We start from the raw sequence: 14,840 nt of genomic DNA, 5'->3' as shown, positions 1-14,840 counted from the left end.
TTGCGTTCAATCTTTCCTTCACAGCCCTCAATGTCTGCAAAGAGGTCATAAGGAAGGATTATCCGGATCTTTCGGTAGCGCAGTTCAAACGGCTTATGTTTGAATCTTATCTCGCCTCAACAATTATTTCGACTTGCGGAAAATCTCCGCATCTCAAAATAATTCAGAAAATAAATCATCGGTTGGCTCAGTTAGCGGCTTAGCCAAGGCTGAACAACCTCAAATTTTACCGAATCATTGATCTTATTTTTGTTTAATCAAACCTTCCAAGACAATCTTAGAAACCTCAGCAATGATGGCTGAGGTCGTTGCTATGTCGTAATTGGAATCAGCAACAAACACGGCAATAGAATATCTTGTACCATTAGGAAAATTCACATATCCACAATCATTTACTGCGGATATGCGACCTTCGGGTGTCGGAAATCCTGTACCTGTCTTATGTCCTATCAGGGCATTAGTAGGCAAAAGGGGGAAAGCAAGCCTGTCAAGCCCCGTGCGACACTGTTCAAGCATGACGGATATTTCAGAATATGACTGTGATGCGTTTCTCAATTCGTGGTAAAACCTATCAAATAGCTGCGCCATTGCCAAAGGTGTGGTACGGTTAAGATAGCTTAGGTATGGATCACGGTGCATATCTTCTTCCGAGGCTCCGATTACAATCTCATCAGAGATACCCATTTGCCTCATTATTGATGTTACTCCCGATGTTCCACCGACGCGATGCAGGAGTATGTCTGCCGCATTGTTGTCACTCTCAACCAAAGACCATTCAAGCAGTTCTCTTACAGTCATGGTATTTCGGCTCTTACCATACTTTTTGAGCATCGGGCTATAGGTATCCTCTTTCATAGCCTTCTCGCTGAATGTTACGGTATCGTTCAGGGACATACCGTTAGTATTTATCCAGTGCGCTACCGTCAGAGCCAGCGGAAATTTGACTACGCTCATCATAGGGAAATCCCGATTGCCGTTGACAGATACGGTGTCTTTGCCATTGATAATGACCGCGACACCTATCCGGGCATCTTTCCCTTTGATATACTCGTGCAAAGCATTCTCTATCGCCTTGTTTCCACCAGCGAAAGCAGGCGATATAAAAGACAAATATATAATTATAAACAGTAACTTTCTCATTTTGAATACAGTTTTGTCCCTCATATAAAATGACAGTCTAATGAACCTAAATCCCCGTCTTGAATAGCTTTGATTGAATTACGAATTATATCTGCGTCCCAGTTCCACCATTGGAGTTCTTGCAATCGGGCTATAATATCTGTAGAGAATCGTTTTCGTATTTCCTTTGCAGGAACACTGCCAACAATCGAGTATGGCTCGACATCCTTTGTGACAACAGCTCGTGTGCCAATTATAGCACCATCACCGATGGTCACTCCAGCCATTATTATAGCGTCATATCCAATCCACACATCATTGCCAATTACAATATCGCCCTTGTTATCCCAAGCAGAAACAACATCAGATTTCGGTAAGTCCCATTCCTCAAAGAAAAGCGGGAACGTGTATGTAGAAAGCGATTTCAGGGTATGGTTGGCGCAATTGAATATAAACTTTGCTCCGCAGGCTATTGAGCAAAACTTTCCGATAATCAAACGATCATGATTTATAGGATAATGATACAGCACGTTATTCTTCTCAAAGTCACGAGGGTCATTCACAAAATCATTGTAAATGGTAAAATCTCCGACTTCAATATTCTGGTGCGTTATGACTGATTTAAGATAGACAGTCTGATTATCACCAGAACGAGGATATATCTCTGTTTGGTTCATATCTAAAACTATTTGAGCCGTTCTATTTCATTTATATTCAATATGTGCAAATAATGATAAATATTGCCATCTTCCTGCGCATCACCATTAATGCCAATAACGCTCTTGACTTCCATATAATAATCAGTTCTATTCTTGGCGATTGCCTTCTATCACCTGATTTATCAACTCCAGGACTTCATCGTCTGACATTTTCCTGTCCCTTACAAGAGTGCTTATCACTCCACGAATGGAATTGTTGAAATATCGCTGAACGACATTTTTCAGATTGTTACCACAATACTCCTCTCTTTCTATAAGGGGATAGTAGATGAATCCGTTGTTTCCTGCCGGCTTGTGGTCTAAAAAGCCCTTATCAACAAGAAACCTCACGAATGTAGATATGGCGGTTCTGCTTGGACGAGGTTCGGGATAAGTGGCAATAATCTCCTTAACGGTAGCTTCGCCCTTCTCCCAAAACTTATTCATCACTTCTTCTTCACGCTTGGTAAGTTGTTCCATTATCTTCAACTTAAGATTTATAGTGCAAAGTTAGTCTAAATTCGTTAGACCGCAAAGATTTATATGCTTAAATTTAGAATCATTATATCTACTCTCCAATAAAAGAAAGAAATTTGAGATTCATGTACAGGTGTAATATATCTGTTAAATCAGGATAGGATTTACTTTCATGGTGGAGAGATTCAGGTACAGGCCGTGGTACTCTATCATGCCGTGACGGAACATTTTCCACAAAAGGTTGCAACCGAGTTGTGCCAATGTCGAGTTGATGAACAGATCCTGTTTTTCCAATGCTTCGGCAAGAGAGCAACTCGGACCAGAATCATTATCTTTCACTTTTGAGTACCGCACGAGGCGTGTCACCACTTTCAGAGAGCTTACCGTTTCATAAAGATGCGATTCCGGCTGCTTGATTTTTCTTGGCACGGTTCCCATTACAACCTGTCCGCTTGACTGCGAGTTTCCGAAGTCGAGCCAATATATCGGTGTGCCATGATTGGTGTAGTCTGATTCCGGTACAGCCTTCAACACTTTCCATAAATCCATACGTGATTTCACATTGTCGGTGCAGGTAATCGTTATGTTGGCCATATTGTCCCTTCGTGCATCCTTGGGACATACCGGATATAAGTCCGGGATTGCAGCCCAGTCATTCCCGAAGAAGTTGTTTATCCGTGTCACCAGACACTGCGCCTTGTTCAGCTCGATATCCGACCATCCGAAAAGCTGGCGCCCGATATTGGCCTCAGTAACTATATCAGGGTCATATACCGTTAAGAACAGACCGGGATGGTTCAATGCTCTCAGTGTCACATCAAGCCTGGAGAGATTTGTGAGGACCTGCGACCCTGTGCCGCCGGCACCTATGAGATTTACCGTAACCGGATGCTGTGGATTGAGCAGGTAGTTGTGAATATAATGTACACGTTTCATTTCATAAGGTCTTTTAGTTTAAGATTATTTAGAGGTATGGTTCATTGATTGAAAAAACATATTCTTATCATATTTAGTGTGAATATTTCTGGTTATTGCCTACGCTTATCCCTTGAAGAATTCTGCGAGAAGCCTGTTACGGTCAGGATGGCGGCTTATCTCATAGGATCCAGGATGGTGGAGATATGCACCGGTCCCCCTGTCCTGCGTGACGGGAACTTGATTCCGGGTCTTTCAATCCGGACGATTCTTTTCTTCGGCACCGGAATTGTCACCGCCGGTTGTGCCGCTGTCATGATAGCCTGTCTCATAGTCGTTTATTTTTTAATTAATTATTGAATATCCGGGCTTGGCAGCCCGATGAACTACAAGGGCATTACAGCGGCCGACTCCGGTAATGCAAGGCTTTCGGGAAAAATACCGGAGCGAAGCGAGGATGATTTTTCCCGAAACCGATAGGCCCGGCCTTGCAGTCCGAATGAGGCGGACGCTAATTTTGCCCGGTAGTTTCTTCGGGTCTGTCAGCCAGACTATTCCTCTCGACCCTGTTTCATACAGTCATTTTTCAATGGGGTTCTACTAATATCAAGTTTTGTTGTATGCTTTGTTTCAAATAAAATTCAATCCTCATGACGCATTATTAATTATGAACCATACAGCGGATACAGGTGTTGAAATTGGATAGTAAATATATGTAATATCATAGTTTATGACACAATATCAATTAAAACGGGATTACGAACCCGCTACTCCGGAAGACGGCTTCAGGGTATATATAGACAGACTTTGGCCGAGAGGTCTCTCGCACGAGACTTTCCATTATGATTTGTGGGATAAGGATATCGCGCCGTCCACAGAACTCCGCGAATGGTTTCATGCGGATCCCGATAACCGATGGTCTGAATTTGAGACTCGATATTCCAAAGAACTGGAGACCAGCCCTTCGTTCGGGGCATTGCGACATCTTCTTGCACAGAAATCTGTAGTGACATTACTTTATTCGTCTCATGATGAACGACATAACAATGCCATTGTGGTTTACAACTTATTGACAAAATAATCTCTTAACATATCCTCCACTTATGAAAATGTTCTGTTACCAGTGCCAGGAGACCGCACGCGGCAAAGGCTGCGAGATACAAGGTGTATGCGGAAAGAAACCCGAAACGTCTGCAAGAATGGATCAGCTGCTTTACATCGCCCGTGGCATGGCCATCGTAAACCGACAGTTGCGAGAGAAAGGCGCATCAAGCAAGGATGCATCCCGGTTCATCGTCGACGCACTGTTCACCACCATTACCAACGCGAACTTCGACAATGATATGCTCGACGGCTATATCACAAAAGCCCTCGACCTGAAAAACGAACTCGAAGGAGAGTCGAAAAAGCGCGGCATGGAGCCTCCTTTCATGCCTGAGGTGTCGTATCATATCCCAAAGGAGGAATATGGCGTACATGAGGTAATCGAACACAGCGGCACTCTTGAAGAAGAAATCACAAGTGTGCTCCATGAAAAGAACCCGAATATAAGAGGTCTCAAGCAGCTTGCCATGTACGGCTGCAAGGGTATGGCGGCCTATGCCCGCCACGCCTGTAACCTCGGTTATGAGGACGAAGACATATATGTCGTGATAGAGAACGCCCTTGCCGAGATAAGCCGTCCTGACATAAGCGTGGATGAGCTGTTTTCGCTCGTGCTCAATGTGGGTGACGGGGGTGTCAAGGCTATGGCTCTGCTTGACAAGGCAAACACATCGACCTACGGCAATCCCGAAATCACAAAGGTAAACATCGGAGTAAGGAACCGTCCGGGCATACTCGTGAGCGGTCACGACCTCAAGGATCTTGAGGAACTGCTCGAACAGTCAGCAGGCAAAGGGGTTGACATCTACACCCACTCGGAGATGCTCCCTGCCCAGAGCTATCCTTTCTTCAAGAAATTCCCCCACTTTGCAGGTAACTACGGCAACGCATGGTGGCGGCAGATTGACGAGTTCGAGACATTCAACGGCATGTTCCTCTTCACCTCCAACTGCATCGTGCCCCCGCGTCCGAAAACCACCTACATGGACCGCGTCTACACGACCGGTGTCGTCGGAATGCCCGGCACACATTTTATCCCCGAGGGGAAGGACGGCAAAAAGGATTTTTCCGAAATCATAGAGCGGGCGCAGACATGCCAGCCGCCGACAGAGATAGAGCACGGTGAGATTGTCGCCGGATTCGCCCATAACCAGGTGCTTGCTTTGGCGCCTAAGATTATCGACCTCATCAAAAGCGGTAAAATCCGCAAGTTTGTGGTCATGGCAGGCTGTGACGGCAGAATGCCCTCGCACAAATACTATACGGAATTTGCGGAAAGGCTTCCTAATGACTGCGTGATTCTCACCGCAGGCTGTGCCAAATACCGCTACAACAAGCTTCCGCTCGGTGATATCGAGGGTGTTCCGCGCGTGCTCGATGCCGGACAGTGTAACGACTCCTATTCGCTCGTCGTGATTGCCAATGCCCTCAAGGACGCTTTCGGCCTGGAGAGTGTCAACGATCTGCCGATTGTCTACAACATCGCATGGTATGAGCAGAAGGCGGTGATAGTGCTTCTGGCCCTGTTGAGCCTCGGAGTGAAGAATATCCACACCGGCCCGACGCTGCCGGCATTTTTCACCCCCCAAATTCTGAAAGTGCTTCAGGAGAAGTTCAATATAGGTACCATCGCCACCGTTGACGAAGATTTGGCTACCCTTATCGGTTGAAAGAAATGGACGGTCGGAATGTGAATCGGTTTATCCATAAATATGTGATAGCGGCGGCGCACGCCATCCTTTGGCTGGCGGCGCTGTCTCTTGCCGCATATTTCCATCTTGACCACGGATATTCGGCTGCCGAGGCGCTTCTCGGCTCCACGCTCATGGCATATTGTGCATATGTCTGTGAGTCCGGACTGGGCACATGGCGCGTGGCGGCCGCTGCCGGTGATTTTAGGATTGATTTCAGGAAGGCCGGATTGTGGGGATGGATTGTCGTGAACATAGCGGTAGCAATAACCCTGTCGTTGCTTTTTCTGAAATACCACGAATGGTGGATATTGCTCCTCATCATACTTAACGCCGGATGGCAGAAATATATGAACGGGCGAATACCCCCCCGTTTGCAGGAAACCTTCCAGTCTGTAAAGCTATGAAAATATCATCCGAACTGTTCCTCTGCCTCGGGCTTGTCTTTGCCGCTTTATATTTTCTGATATTCGGCATCGGCTTTGTCATCACTATGAAGATTCGCAAAAAAAGAAACCTCTAAATAAATTTACGACATGTTCAGATTAAAAGACAGAATTCCATACGCTGACGGCTCCATAGCGAAGGAGATTGTCATGCAGAACCATAGCGGGCTTTCGCTCCTTATGGCAGTTGACAAGGGACTTGAGATTCCCACACATACGGCTAATGCCGACGTGCTCGTCCAGGTAATAGATGGAAGCATGGAGTTCAACATTGAGGATAAAGTACTTGAGTTGAAAGAGGGTGATGCGCTCACTATGACACCGGGTGTGAAACATTCCTTAAAGGCTACGGAACGGTTCAAGGTTCTTGTCACAAAGCTCAACGCATGAGCACGGCATCGTTCGGTCTTCAGGCATCCTGAGGGTATGGACTCCCCGGATGCCTTTATTATTTCCCGATTAGATGTCGGATAGCCATTATCGGGTGATAAAAGAGCATCCTCGGGCCGGAAAAGCGCATGACCGTCTTTATTTTTTCTTTCATATCCGGACAGTAACAATGTATCCTGCATTTGCGGCAACTTCCTTTCGAATCGCTGAAAGGACAATGGCGCAGACGGCTTTCGGCATACCTCGCCAAATTCTCACACCCGGGACAAGTATCTCTATTTCCCTCTTTCAGGCGGCAATATAGACGGATCATCTCTCTTACGATCCTGATTTCGTATTCTATCTTCATTTATGGTTTGGATTTGCCGACCGGCGGTTCTGTGAGTGTTATTTTGACAACGGTTGTGCGGTCGAGGCTACGCTTGATCGCTTCATCAAAATTCCCCATGTAATTAGGTAAAAAGCGTTGGCAGAGCAGACGCAAAGCCATAATCTTTTCCGCGTTATCAGTCACAATCTCCGCCTCCCCTAAAGCGATGGCAGAGTCATAATACATAGTAAAATTCTTTTTCCCGGTCTCAAATTTCGGGGAGCATCGGCTGACGGCACTCAGGCTGACAATGGGATTGGCCCTTATGCAATCCATCTTCTCCCCCTCGTCGGCGCAATGGAAATAAAACGTGTGCCCCTCCCCCCGTATCAACGACAGCGGGAGTCCGTATGGCGTTCCGTCCGGTCGTATCATCGACATCGTTACAAAGGGAGCACGGTCAAACACATTAAGCGCCCAGTCCTCATCTTTCTGCCTTGCTGCTTTTCTCATCTGCTTCATATCGCAAATTTAAGAAAAAATAAAGGAATAACAATCTGATTGTTCCTGAAGCATCAAGAAGCATCCAGTCATATCGGATAGAGAGACAGCATTATCATATCCGATAAAATATTGTGATTAATATTTATAGGACATATGGCATTGTGACATTTCAGAAAATCAGACCGCTGATTATGGCGAACAGCAGAGCCGCCGCCACTATGATGCAGGCAATCTTATAGAGGAATCGGAGGAATCCTCTGAAAAACACTATTGCCAACGCCGCCCATACAGGTGATACGCCCCTTGTATAGAGGTATCCGAACACGGCGGCCAAAGCGAGTATCAGGAGCGCTTTCCACAGCCAACTCATGCCTGTGATCCTTATTTAGCACCCCATCTGACTCTCAAGGACAGGGGTCAAAATAAAAAAAGCGTGGAGAGTCTGTATCTGTTGCTCGTCCCACTCATCGAGGCTTCTCGCATTGCCCACCATCGTAGAACGAGCAACGCAGAAGCCCACGCCAGTATATGAACCACGTGTATCCGGCTTGATTACAAGCCGAACACTCATAAGATTACATACCTACGGGCATCTATCGTTGCTTCATTCCTGACGATGGCTGAAACTTTGCGAGAATTTCGATGGGTCAAGAATCAAGCGTCTGATAAACGCTGTCTATAATGTCATGCATCCCAACCCTCTATCCCACGACCGGGCTTCAGGGCGGTCTGCACCTGCAAATTTATAAATAATTTATTTCCTCTGCAAACTCTACTATGCAGCTTTACACTAATTCAAGTCTTCTTCCGGAGGAAAAAGCTTTTCTTCCCGGTCAAGATTGAAATCATTTGCAAGAATCGCAAGCAACTTTGATATCTGAGCAACAGCCTCCATGGTCTGCACAGAGATCTCTTTACCTTGCAGCCGGAGCATGAGCATTCCATACAATGCGATGAAACATGTCTCAATCTCTCCAGCAGGATTCTCACCCGCCTTTGCTCTGAGCTCAACGATATATGGAAGTGTCTTATAGAATTCAGCAGTATATTCCGGGAAACGCGGGTCCTTAAGCAATGCCAGATGAAGATCCGTGAGCTGAATTATCACATTCTTGTTGAGCTGGAGATGACCCGATTTCTCCACACCCTCACGACGCATCATATCAATCAGAGACTCGTACCATTCCTCCATCTCCTTTCGCTGCACATCAGTAAGCTCAAACTTGTCTATTACACTGCTCTTAATACGGTCTATATCAAGTCCGTTGGCACGTATGATATCCTCTATCTGCCACATGTACAACAGATATTCCGCTATATTTTCCTTATGTTTCCGAGATGCTATAATCATTATTTAATCTCAATTAGTATCACAAAATTAACAAAAATCTGACGGATTTGGTTAATTTTGTATTACTAAATATATTATGCCGAAATGTTATCCACGTCCCATCTGTCCTGTAATATTCTTGCCGACCTTCTGATAGCTCATGGGGTAAAGCATGTTGTGCTCTCGCCCGGAAGCAGGAACACACCTCTCATCATAGCGATTTCACGCAGAGAAGACCTGAAATGCCATGTGGTGATCGATGAGCGTTCAGCCGCATTCATCGCTCTCGGAATGAGCATTCAGTCAGGCTCCCCTGTGGCGATAGTCTGCACAAGCGGCACAGCACTCTTGAATTATGCTCCGGCTGTAGCCGAAGCATATTACCGCCACATTCCACTTGTAGTCATTTCGGCTGACCGACCTGAAGAGTGGATTGACCAAGACGATTCACAGACATTATGGCAGCAGGATGCACTCGCGCCATATGTAAAACGCAGCTGCGACATATGTGCCCGCATAGATTTCCCCAACGGCAAATGGTGGACCGAACGCATGATCAATGATGTGCTGCTCGAAGCTGTCAACAGCCGTCCAGGTCCGGTGCATATCAATGTGCGCCTTGACGCACCATTGAATACACAGACCGATTACGAAACGAGGTCAGCCAGAGTGATATCTATGGTGACCCCTCCTCAACTTTTACCTGTAGCTGATGTCAGGAATCTTGCCAACACCATCGCTGCTCCTCACAGAGTAATGATCGTGGCCGGATTTCATGAACCCGACTATAAGCTTAACCGCTCTATGATGCGCCTTGCATCGCTACCTAACGTAGTGGTTATGACAGAGAGCATATCCAATCTTCACTCACCTCTTTTCATGAACCGCATCGACTCCACCCTATGCCGCCTTTCGGAAACAGAGAAAGATTCCCTTCGACCTGACACGGTAATAACTCTGGGAGGAGCCATAGTGTCGCGGCACATAAAGGACTGGCTTAGAAACATACCAAAACTAAGCCATTGGCATATCGGGATAAGCCATACCACCATAGATTGTTTCAAGCATCTTACAATGCGTATCAATATGGATGCCGCCCCATTCCTGTCGCAACTCGCATCAGCAATGTCCCGACAAAAAGGAGTATCCGCCTACTCACAGCTATGGCATGATGCCTCAATGCGCGCTTCAGAGTTTCATGACAGTTATATAGAAAAAGCCCCATGGAGTGATATAAAGGCAATGGCTCACATATTCTCAAACATCCCTCGCTCATGGAATGTACATCTATCCAACGGAACCCCTGTGCGTTATGCCCAGTTAATGGATAACATGAACATCCATCGTTCGGAATGCAACCGTGGAGTAAGCGGAATAGACGGCTGCACATCTACTGCTCTTGGATCATCAGCAGTATTCAAAGGTGTCACTCTTCTCATATCCGGAGATATGAGTTTTCAATATGACATATCTGCGCTTTCATCCGAAATATTATCGCCGCGATTCAAGATGATAGTGATATGCAATGGAGGCGGAGGCATATTCCGTTTCATAAAAGCCACATCCGAGTTCCCGGAAACAGAAAAATACCTTGCAGTGGGGACCAATCTGCCACTCTCGGACCTATGCAAAGGCTATGGGATATCTTATTTCGAGGCTGACTCATGCGAATCGCTATCACATTCATTCAGTCAGTTCGTATCCGAATCAGAGCGTCCGGCTCTTCTTGCCATTCACACACCACCCAAATTATCGGCAGATGTCCTTAAGGGGTATTTCACAGGCATACTCCCTGAACAGAAATAGAATCACAATTAAAAAATCAACTTAAAAGCAGTTTGCTATTTGCTGAGAATTGCTTATTTTTGCAAAAAATATCACACATAAAACAACAAATCTCTTATCATGACAGTCGTAGATAGATTTCTGCAATATGTCAAGTTTGACACTCAGAGCGATGAGGAAACCAACATGACCCCGTCAACACCAGGGCAGATGATTTTCGCACAGCATCTTGAGAACGAACTCCGCACAATGGGGCTCAAGGACATATCGCTTGACGAAAACGGTTACCTTATGGCAACCCTACCCGGAAATATTGACAAAGAAGTACCGACAGTAGGCTTTATCGCACATCTGGATACCTCTCCTGACATGAGCGGTCGCCACGTCACTCCAAGAATAGTCCAGAGCTACGACGGTGGTGACATAACACTTAATCCGACCGAAAATATTGTCCTCTCGCCCAGACAATTCCCTGAATTGCTCGACTACAAAGGTGAAGATCTGATCGTAACCGATGGAAACACCCTTCTCGGTGCTGACGACAAGGCAGGCATCGCAGAGATCATTACTGCTGTAGACTACCTGAAATCCCATCCGGAAATCAAGCACGGAGACATCCGTATAGCGTTCAATCCTGACGAAGAAATCGGACTTGGAGCACATAAATTTGATGTTCAGCTCTTTGGTGCCGACTGGGCATACACTATGGATGGCGGAGCTATCGGCGAGCTCGAATATGAGAACTTCAACGCCGCAGTAGCCAAAGTGACATTCAAAGGATGCAATGTACATCCAGGATATGCAAAACACAAGATGCTCAACTCGATACGTGTAGCCAACCAGTTCGTAATAATGCTGCCACGCTGGGAGACCCCCGAGCACACTGAAGGATATGAAGGATTCTATCATCTTGTGTCATTCGATGGCTCTGTGGAACAGACAGTCCTCACCTATATAATCCGCGACCACGACCGTGACCGCTTTGAACGCCGCAAAAAAGAGTTGGAGCATCTTACCCGTAAGATCAATAATGAATTCCCAGGATGTGCATCCATTGAAATAAAAGACCAGTATTTCAATATGCGTGAGAAGATCGAACCTGTAATGCACATCATCGATATCGCTACGGAAGCCATGAAGGAGGCAGATGTCACTCCTAAGGTGCAGCCAATCAGAGGTGGCACTGACGGAGCTCAACTCTCTTTTAAAGGACTACCCTGCCCCAATATATTTGCAGGCGGATTGAACTTCCACGGACGATATGAGTTCATCCCCATACCTTCCATGGAGAAAGCCACAAAGGTTATTGTGGAGATAGCTCGTCTGGTCGCTGAAAAATCCTGAATACTATAAGTGAAAACCCTTGTAATAGTCACTGGTCCTACCGGAAGCGGAAAGACCGACTTAGCTATAGAACTTGCCGAGAGCCTCGACACAGAAATCGTGTCGGCCGACTCTCGGCAAATTTTTCGTGACATACCGATAGGTACTGCTGCCCCGACTGCCGATCAGATGGCACGTGTAAAACACCACTTCATAGGATGCCTCAATCTTGAACAATACTACAGTGCGGCATGCTATGAAGAGGATGCATTAAGAACGCTTGACGAGATATGGTCTACACGTGACTTTGCCGTGATGTGCGGAGGGTCCATGATGTATATCGATGCTGTCACCAACGGAATAGACCAGTTACCAACCATATCTCCTGAAATCAGAAAAAAAGCTCTTAAAATATATTCCGACGGAGGTCTGGATGCATTACACGACACTCTTCACTCTCTCGACCCCGAATATCTGGAACAATGCGACCGATATAACCACAGACGCCTCGTCCATGCCATAGAGATATGCCTTCAGTCCGGAGTGCCTTATTCATCACTGCGCAACGGAAAACCCAAAGAGAGACCATTCCAGATAATAAAAATTGCCATAAACCATCCTCGCGAGGCTCTTTTTGATCGTATAAACCGAAGAGTTGACGCCATGATTGACGCTGGATTAGAGGAGGAAGCAAGAAGAGTATATCCGCTACGACACCTTAATTCGCTTAACACTGTTGGCTACAAAGAGCTGTTTGCCATGTTTGATGGCACAATGCCTCGCGAGACAGCAATACCTCGCATAGCAAAAAACACTCGTGTATACGCAAAAAAACAGTTGCTCTGGCTGTCAAAAGATCCGTCAGTAGTGCTTCTCGATCCATTACAGCCACTATTACACCAGGCTCGTGAAGCCATCGTTAGCATTATTTAGTCCTCCGAATAATGGCGTAACACACGACGATAGGAATTAAATATCTTGGACTTTGACACAAAGCCCACATAACATCCGTCGGCATCAATCACTGGCAGATTCCAGGCTGCTGTGTCATCAAAAGCCTTCATAACCTCCTCCATGCTCTGACCTACTTTTACACATGCCGGAGGTATTGACATGAACTGATTGACATGCATCCGTTTATAGAGGTCAGGACGGAACATGATATTACGTATCTCATCAAGCAATACCACTCCGAGCAATCGACCCTCTCCGCTTACTACCGGGAAAAGATTACGCGTCGAACGAGATATGGCTCCAACCATCTCCTTAAGATTCATATCCGGACGAACTGACACAAAGTCAGTCTCTATGACATTCCCCATCTTCAGCAATGTCAGCACAGCACGGTCCTTGTGATGAGTCAGGAGCTTACCTTCCCGAGCAAGTCGCATAGTATAGATGCTGTAAGGCTCAAACATCTTGATAGTGCCATAGGATATGGTCGATGCCATAAGCAAAGGCAGAAACAGGTCGTAACCGCCTGTCAGCTCAGCAGTGAGGAATATGCCCATTAATGGAGCATGCATAACTCCCGACATCACGCCAGCCATTCCCATGAGGGCAAAATTTCGGCACGGCAGGTCAAGGTCAAAGAGTGTGTTAAGTCCGAAAGCGAAAAAATAGCCCGCCATACACCCTACAAAAAGCGATGGGGCAAAAGTTCCTCCCACGCCACCGCCACCATTAGTAGCAGATGTAGCAAACGCCTTAAGAAACACCAGCGCACCAATGAATCCAAGTATCCACCACACATTGGTGCGATCGTCATAGAATATAGAGTTGTTTACAATCGTTGACGCATTATCGTTAAGGAGATGAGTGATCGCAGTGTAACCTTCTCCGTATAGTGGAGGGAAAAGGAATACGAGAAGAGCCAGAATGACACCACCGACCATAATCTTCTTCCATGGAGTGTGAAGTTTGCGGAAGATGTTCTCCATCATGTTCATTGAACGAGTGAAGTACAGCGACACGAACCCAAGGAACACACCCATGATTATGACATATGGAATTTTCCAGGTCTGGAACGGCTCACTCTGCACAAAGAAAAATTCCACATCATATCCTGTAAATACATATGCCACAGTCGCAGCCGTGATTGAAGCGATAAGAAGAGGCATCACCGACACTGTTGTCAGGTCAATCATAAGCACCTCGATAGTGAAAAGCATGCCTGCAATAGGAGCCTTGAATATACCGGCTATACCTGCCGCAGCACCACAGCCGACAAGGATCATCAGGATACGTGGCGACATCCTGAACACTCTGCCGAGATTGCTTCCGATAGCTGCCCCTGTATACACAATCGGCCCCTCGGCTCCAACCGAACCGCCAAACCCGATGGTGATCGAAGATGCCAACACCGATGTATAAGTGTTATGCTTCTTTAAGCGTGATTTGTTCTGAGACAAAGCATACAGCACTCTTGTGACACCATGGGATATATTATCCCTGACCACATACTTGACATACAGGCTTGTGATGAGAATACCCACCAATGGCAACAACAGGTACAGATAGTTGCCCTGCGAGATTGACATATGAGCTGTCAAAAAGCCAGATATGGCATGAATGAGCCATTTAAGCACCAATGCGGCAATGCCTCCGAGTATCCCGACAGCAAGAGCCAGGATAATAACAAAAGTCTTTTCCTTTATATGGCGTTCTCGCCACACAAGGAGTTTCATAAAAGATGCCTCCAACGAAGACCTCAACTTCTCTATATGCAGTAAAATCATTGACATAATT

16 protein-coding genes and 1 pseudogene are annotated in these 14,840 nt (G+C 46.2%); 7 read left to right on the top strand and 10 right to left on the bottom strand.

Features of this window, described 5'->3' with window-relative positions; genetic code table 11:
- Positions 1-243: 243 nt before the first annotated feature.
- The 5 genes and pseudogenes from bla to EZ315_RS16680 form a co-directional block, all read right to left on the bottom strand.
- Positions 244-1,140, bottom strand: a complete 897-nt coding sequence (gene bla / locus EZ315_RS11700; protein WP_135472243.1) for a class A beta-lactamase — start codon at positions 1,138-1,140, stop codon at positions 244-246.
- Between the two features lie 20 nt (positions 1,141-1,160).
- Positions 1,161-1,796 (bottom strand): CatB-related O-acetyltransferase, encoded by a 636-nt coding sequence (locus tag EZ315_RS11695; RefSeq protein ID WP_135472242.1) that lies wholly within the window; start codon positions 1,794-1,796, stop codon positions 1,161-1,163.
- Positions 1,797-1,925: 129 nt separating this feature from the next.
- A complete protein-coding gene (locus EZ315_RS11690) occupies positions 1,926-2,297 on the bottom strand; it encodes a BlaI/MecI/CopY family transcriptional regulator (protein WP_135472241.1) in 372 nt (123 codons plus the stop codon).
- 144 nt (positions 2,298-2,441) lie between these two features.
- On the bottom strand, positions 2,442-3,230 hold the full coding sequence (locus EZ315_RS11685; RefSeq protein WP_135472240.1) for a PRTRC system ThiF family protein: 789 nt from the start codon (positions 3,228-3,230) through the stop codon (positions 2,442-2,444).
- A 105-nt stretch (positions 3,231-3,335) separates the two neighbouring features.
- Positions 3,336-3,541, bottom strand: a pseudogene (locus EZ315_RS16680) (hypothetical protein).
- A 398-nt stretch (positions 3,542-3,939) separates the two neighbouring features.
- On the opposite strand from EZ315_RS16680, the gene EZ315_RS11675 reads away from it, so the two are divergent.
- The 4 genes from EZ315_RS11675 to EZ315_RS11660 all read left to right on the top strand — a co-directional run bounded on the left by EZ315_RS11675 (position 3,940) and on the right by EZ315_RS11660 (position 6,840).
- The gene (locus EZ315_RS11675; protein WP_135472239.1) at positions 3,940-4,290 is read left to right on the top strand and encodes a DUF488 domain-containing protein; all 351 of its coding nucleotides are present in this window, start codon (positions 3,940-3,942) and stop codon (positions 4,288-4,290) included.
- Positions 4,291-4,312: 22 nt separating this feature from the next.
- Positions 4,313-5,983 carry a hydroxylamine reductase gene (hcp, locus tag EZ315_RS11670; RefSeq protein ID WP_135472238.1) on the top strand — a complete coding sequence of 557 codons (1,671 nt, stop codon included), beginning with the start codon at positions 4,313-4,315 and terminating at the stop codon, positions 5,981-5,983.
- A gap of 5 nt (positions 5,984-5,988) precedes the next feature.
- Complete coding sequence (locus EZ315_RS11665) at positions 5,989-6,411, top strand: hypothetical protein (RefSeq protein ID WP_135472237.1); 423 nt, start codon at positions 5,989-5,991, stop codon at positions 6,409-6,411.
- A gap of 129 nt (positions 6,412-6,540) precedes the next feature.
- Complete coding sequence (locus tag EZ315_RS11660; RefSeq protein WP_016274757.1) at positions 6,541-6,840, top strand: cupin domain-containing protein; 300 nt, start codon at positions 6,541-6,543, stop codon at positions 6,838-6,840.
- 58 nt (positions 6,841-6,898) lie between these two features.
- Here the strand turns inward: EZ315_RS11660 and EZ315_RS11655 are convergent, their stop codons facing one another.
- The 4 genes from EZ315_RS11655 to EZ315_RS11640 form a co-directional block, all read right to left on the bottom strand.
- Positions 6,899-7,189, bottom strand: coding sequence for a nitrous oxide-stimulated promoter family protein (locus tag EZ315_RS11655; RefSeq protein ID WP_135472236.1), 291 nt, complete (start codon positions 7,187-7,189; stop codon positions 6,899-6,901).
- On the bottom strand, positions 7,190-7,672 hold the full coding sequence (locus tag EZ315_RS11650; RefSeq protein ID WP_232321460.1) for a pyridoxamine 5'-phosphate oxidase family protein: 483 nt from the start codon (positions 7,670-7,672) through the stop codon (positions 7,190-7,192).
- 151 nt (positions 7,673-7,823) lie between these two features.
- Positions 7,824-8,024 (bottom strand): hypothetical protein, encoded by a 201-nt coding sequence (locus EZ315_RS11645; RefSeq protein WP_135472235.1) that lies wholly within the window; start codon positions 8,022-8,024, stop codon positions 7,824-7,826.
- A 420-nt stretch (positions 8,025-8,444) separates the two neighbouring features.
- Positions 8,445-9,005, bottom strand: a complete 561-nt coding sequence (locus tag EZ315_RS11640; RefSeq protein ID WP_135472234.1) for a DUF4924 family protein — start codon at positions 9,003-9,005, stop codon at positions 8,445-8,447.
- 84 nt (positions 9,006-9,089) lie between these two features.
- Between EZ315_RS11640 and menD the strand changes: the two genes are divergently transcribed.
- The 3 genes from menD (at position 9,090) to miaA (ending at position 13,025) form a co-directional block, all read left to right on the top strand.
- Entirely contained in the window at positions 9,090-10,790 is a 1,701-nt protein-coding gene (gene menD / locus EZ315_RS11635; RefSeq protein WP_135472233.1) for a 2-succinyl-5-enolpyruvyl-6-hydroxy-3-cyclohexene-1-carboxylic-acid synthase, read from the top strand.
- Between the two features lie 99 nt (positions 10,791-10,889).
- On the top strand, positions 10,890-12,113 hold the full coding sequence (gene pepT / locus EZ315_RS11630) for a peptidase T (RefSeq protein WP_135472232.1): 1,224 nt from the start codon (positions 10,890-10,892) through the stop codon (positions 12,111-12,113).
- Between the two features lie 9 nt (positions 12,114-12,122).
- Positions 12,123-13,025, top strand: coding sequence for a tRNA (adenosine(37)-N6)-dimethylallyltransferase MiaA (gene miaA, locus EZ315_RS11625; protein ID WP_135472231.1), 903 nt, complete (start codon positions 12,123-12,125; stop codon positions 13,023-13,025).
- On the opposite strand, the gene EZ315_RS11620 is transcribed toward miaA, so the two are convergent.
- Positions 13,022-14,836 (bottom strand): chloride channel protein, encoded by a 1,815-nt coding sequence (locus EZ315_RS11620; protein ID WP_242452592.1) that lies wholly within the window; start codon positions 14,834-14,836, stop codon positions 13,022-13,024. The two genes, miaA and EZ315_RS11620, sit on opposite strands and share 4 nt — an antisense overlap.
- Positions 14,837-14,840 lie beyond the last annotated feature (4 nt).

It is taken from the genome of Duncaniella freteri (genome assembly GCF_004766125.1).
Taxonomy (GTDB): domain Bacteria; phylum Bacteroidota; class Bacteroidia; order Bacteroidales; family Muribaculaceae; genus Duncaniella; species Duncaniella freteri.
Note: the sequence above shows the minus strand (reverse complement) of the source record. Positions and strands in the feature narration are given on the sequence as shown.

Bases quoted from the DNA above. Each gene is read 5' to 3' on its own strand.
- EZ315_RS11685 (WP_135472240.1), bottom strand. From the start codon at position 3,230: ATGAAACGTGTACATTATATTCACAACTACCTGCTCAATCCACAGCAT.
- EZ315_RS11675 (WP_135472239.1), top strand. From the start codon at position 3,940: ATGACACAATATCAATTAAAACGGGATTACGAACCCGCTACTCCGGAA.
- EZ315_RS11660 (WP_016274757.1), top strand. From the start codon at position 6,541: ATGTTCAGATTAAAAGACAGAATTCCATACGCTGACGGCTCCATAGCG.
- menD (WP_135472233.1), top strand. From the start codon at position 9,090: ATGTTATCCACGTCCCATCTGTCCTGTAATATTCTTGCCGACCTTCTG.
- hcp (WP_135472238.1), top strand. From the start codon at position 4,313: ATGAAAATGTTCTGTTACCAGTGCCAGGAGACCGCACGCGGCAAAGGC.
- EZ315_RS11650 (WP_232321460.1), bottom strand. From the start codon at position 7,672: ATGAAGCAGATGAGAAAAGCAGCAAGGCAGAAAGATGAGGACTGGGCG.
- bla (WP_135472243.1), bottom strand. From the start codon at position 1,140: ATGAGAAAGTTACTGTTTATAATTATATATTTGTCTTTTATATCGCCT.
- EZ315_RS11640 (WP_135472234.1), bottom strand. From the start codon at position 9,005: ATGATTATAGCATCTCGGAAACATAAGGAAAATATAGCGGAATATCTG.
- EZ315_RS11665 (WP_135472237.1), top strand. From the start codon at position 5,989: ATGGACGGTCGGAATGTGAATCGGTTTATCCATAAATATGTGATAGCG.
- EZ315_RS11655 (WP_135472236.1), bottom strand. From the start codon at position 7,189: ATGAAGATAGAATACGAAATCAGGATCGTAAGAGAGATGATCCGTCTA.
- EZ315_RS11695 (WP_135472242.1), bottom strand. From the start codon at position 1,796: ATGAACCAAACAGAGATATATCCTCGTTCTGGTGATAATCAGACTGTC.
- pepT (WP_135472232.1), top strand. From the start codon at position 10,890: ATGACAGTCGTAGATAGATTTCTGCAATATGTCAAGTTTGACACTCAG.
- EZ315_RS11690 (WP_135472241.1), bottom strand. From the start codon at position 2,297: ATGGAACAACTTACCAAGCGTGAAGAAGAAGTGATGAATAAGTTTTGG.
- EZ315_RS11645 (WP_135472235.1), bottom strand. From the start codon at position 8,024: ATGAGTTGGCTGTGGAAAGCGCTCCTGATACTCGCTTTGGCCGCCGTG.
- EZ315_RS11620 (WP_242452592.1), bottom strand. From the start codon at position 14,836: ATGTCAATGATTTTACTGCATATAGAGAAGTTGAGGTCTTCGTTGGAG.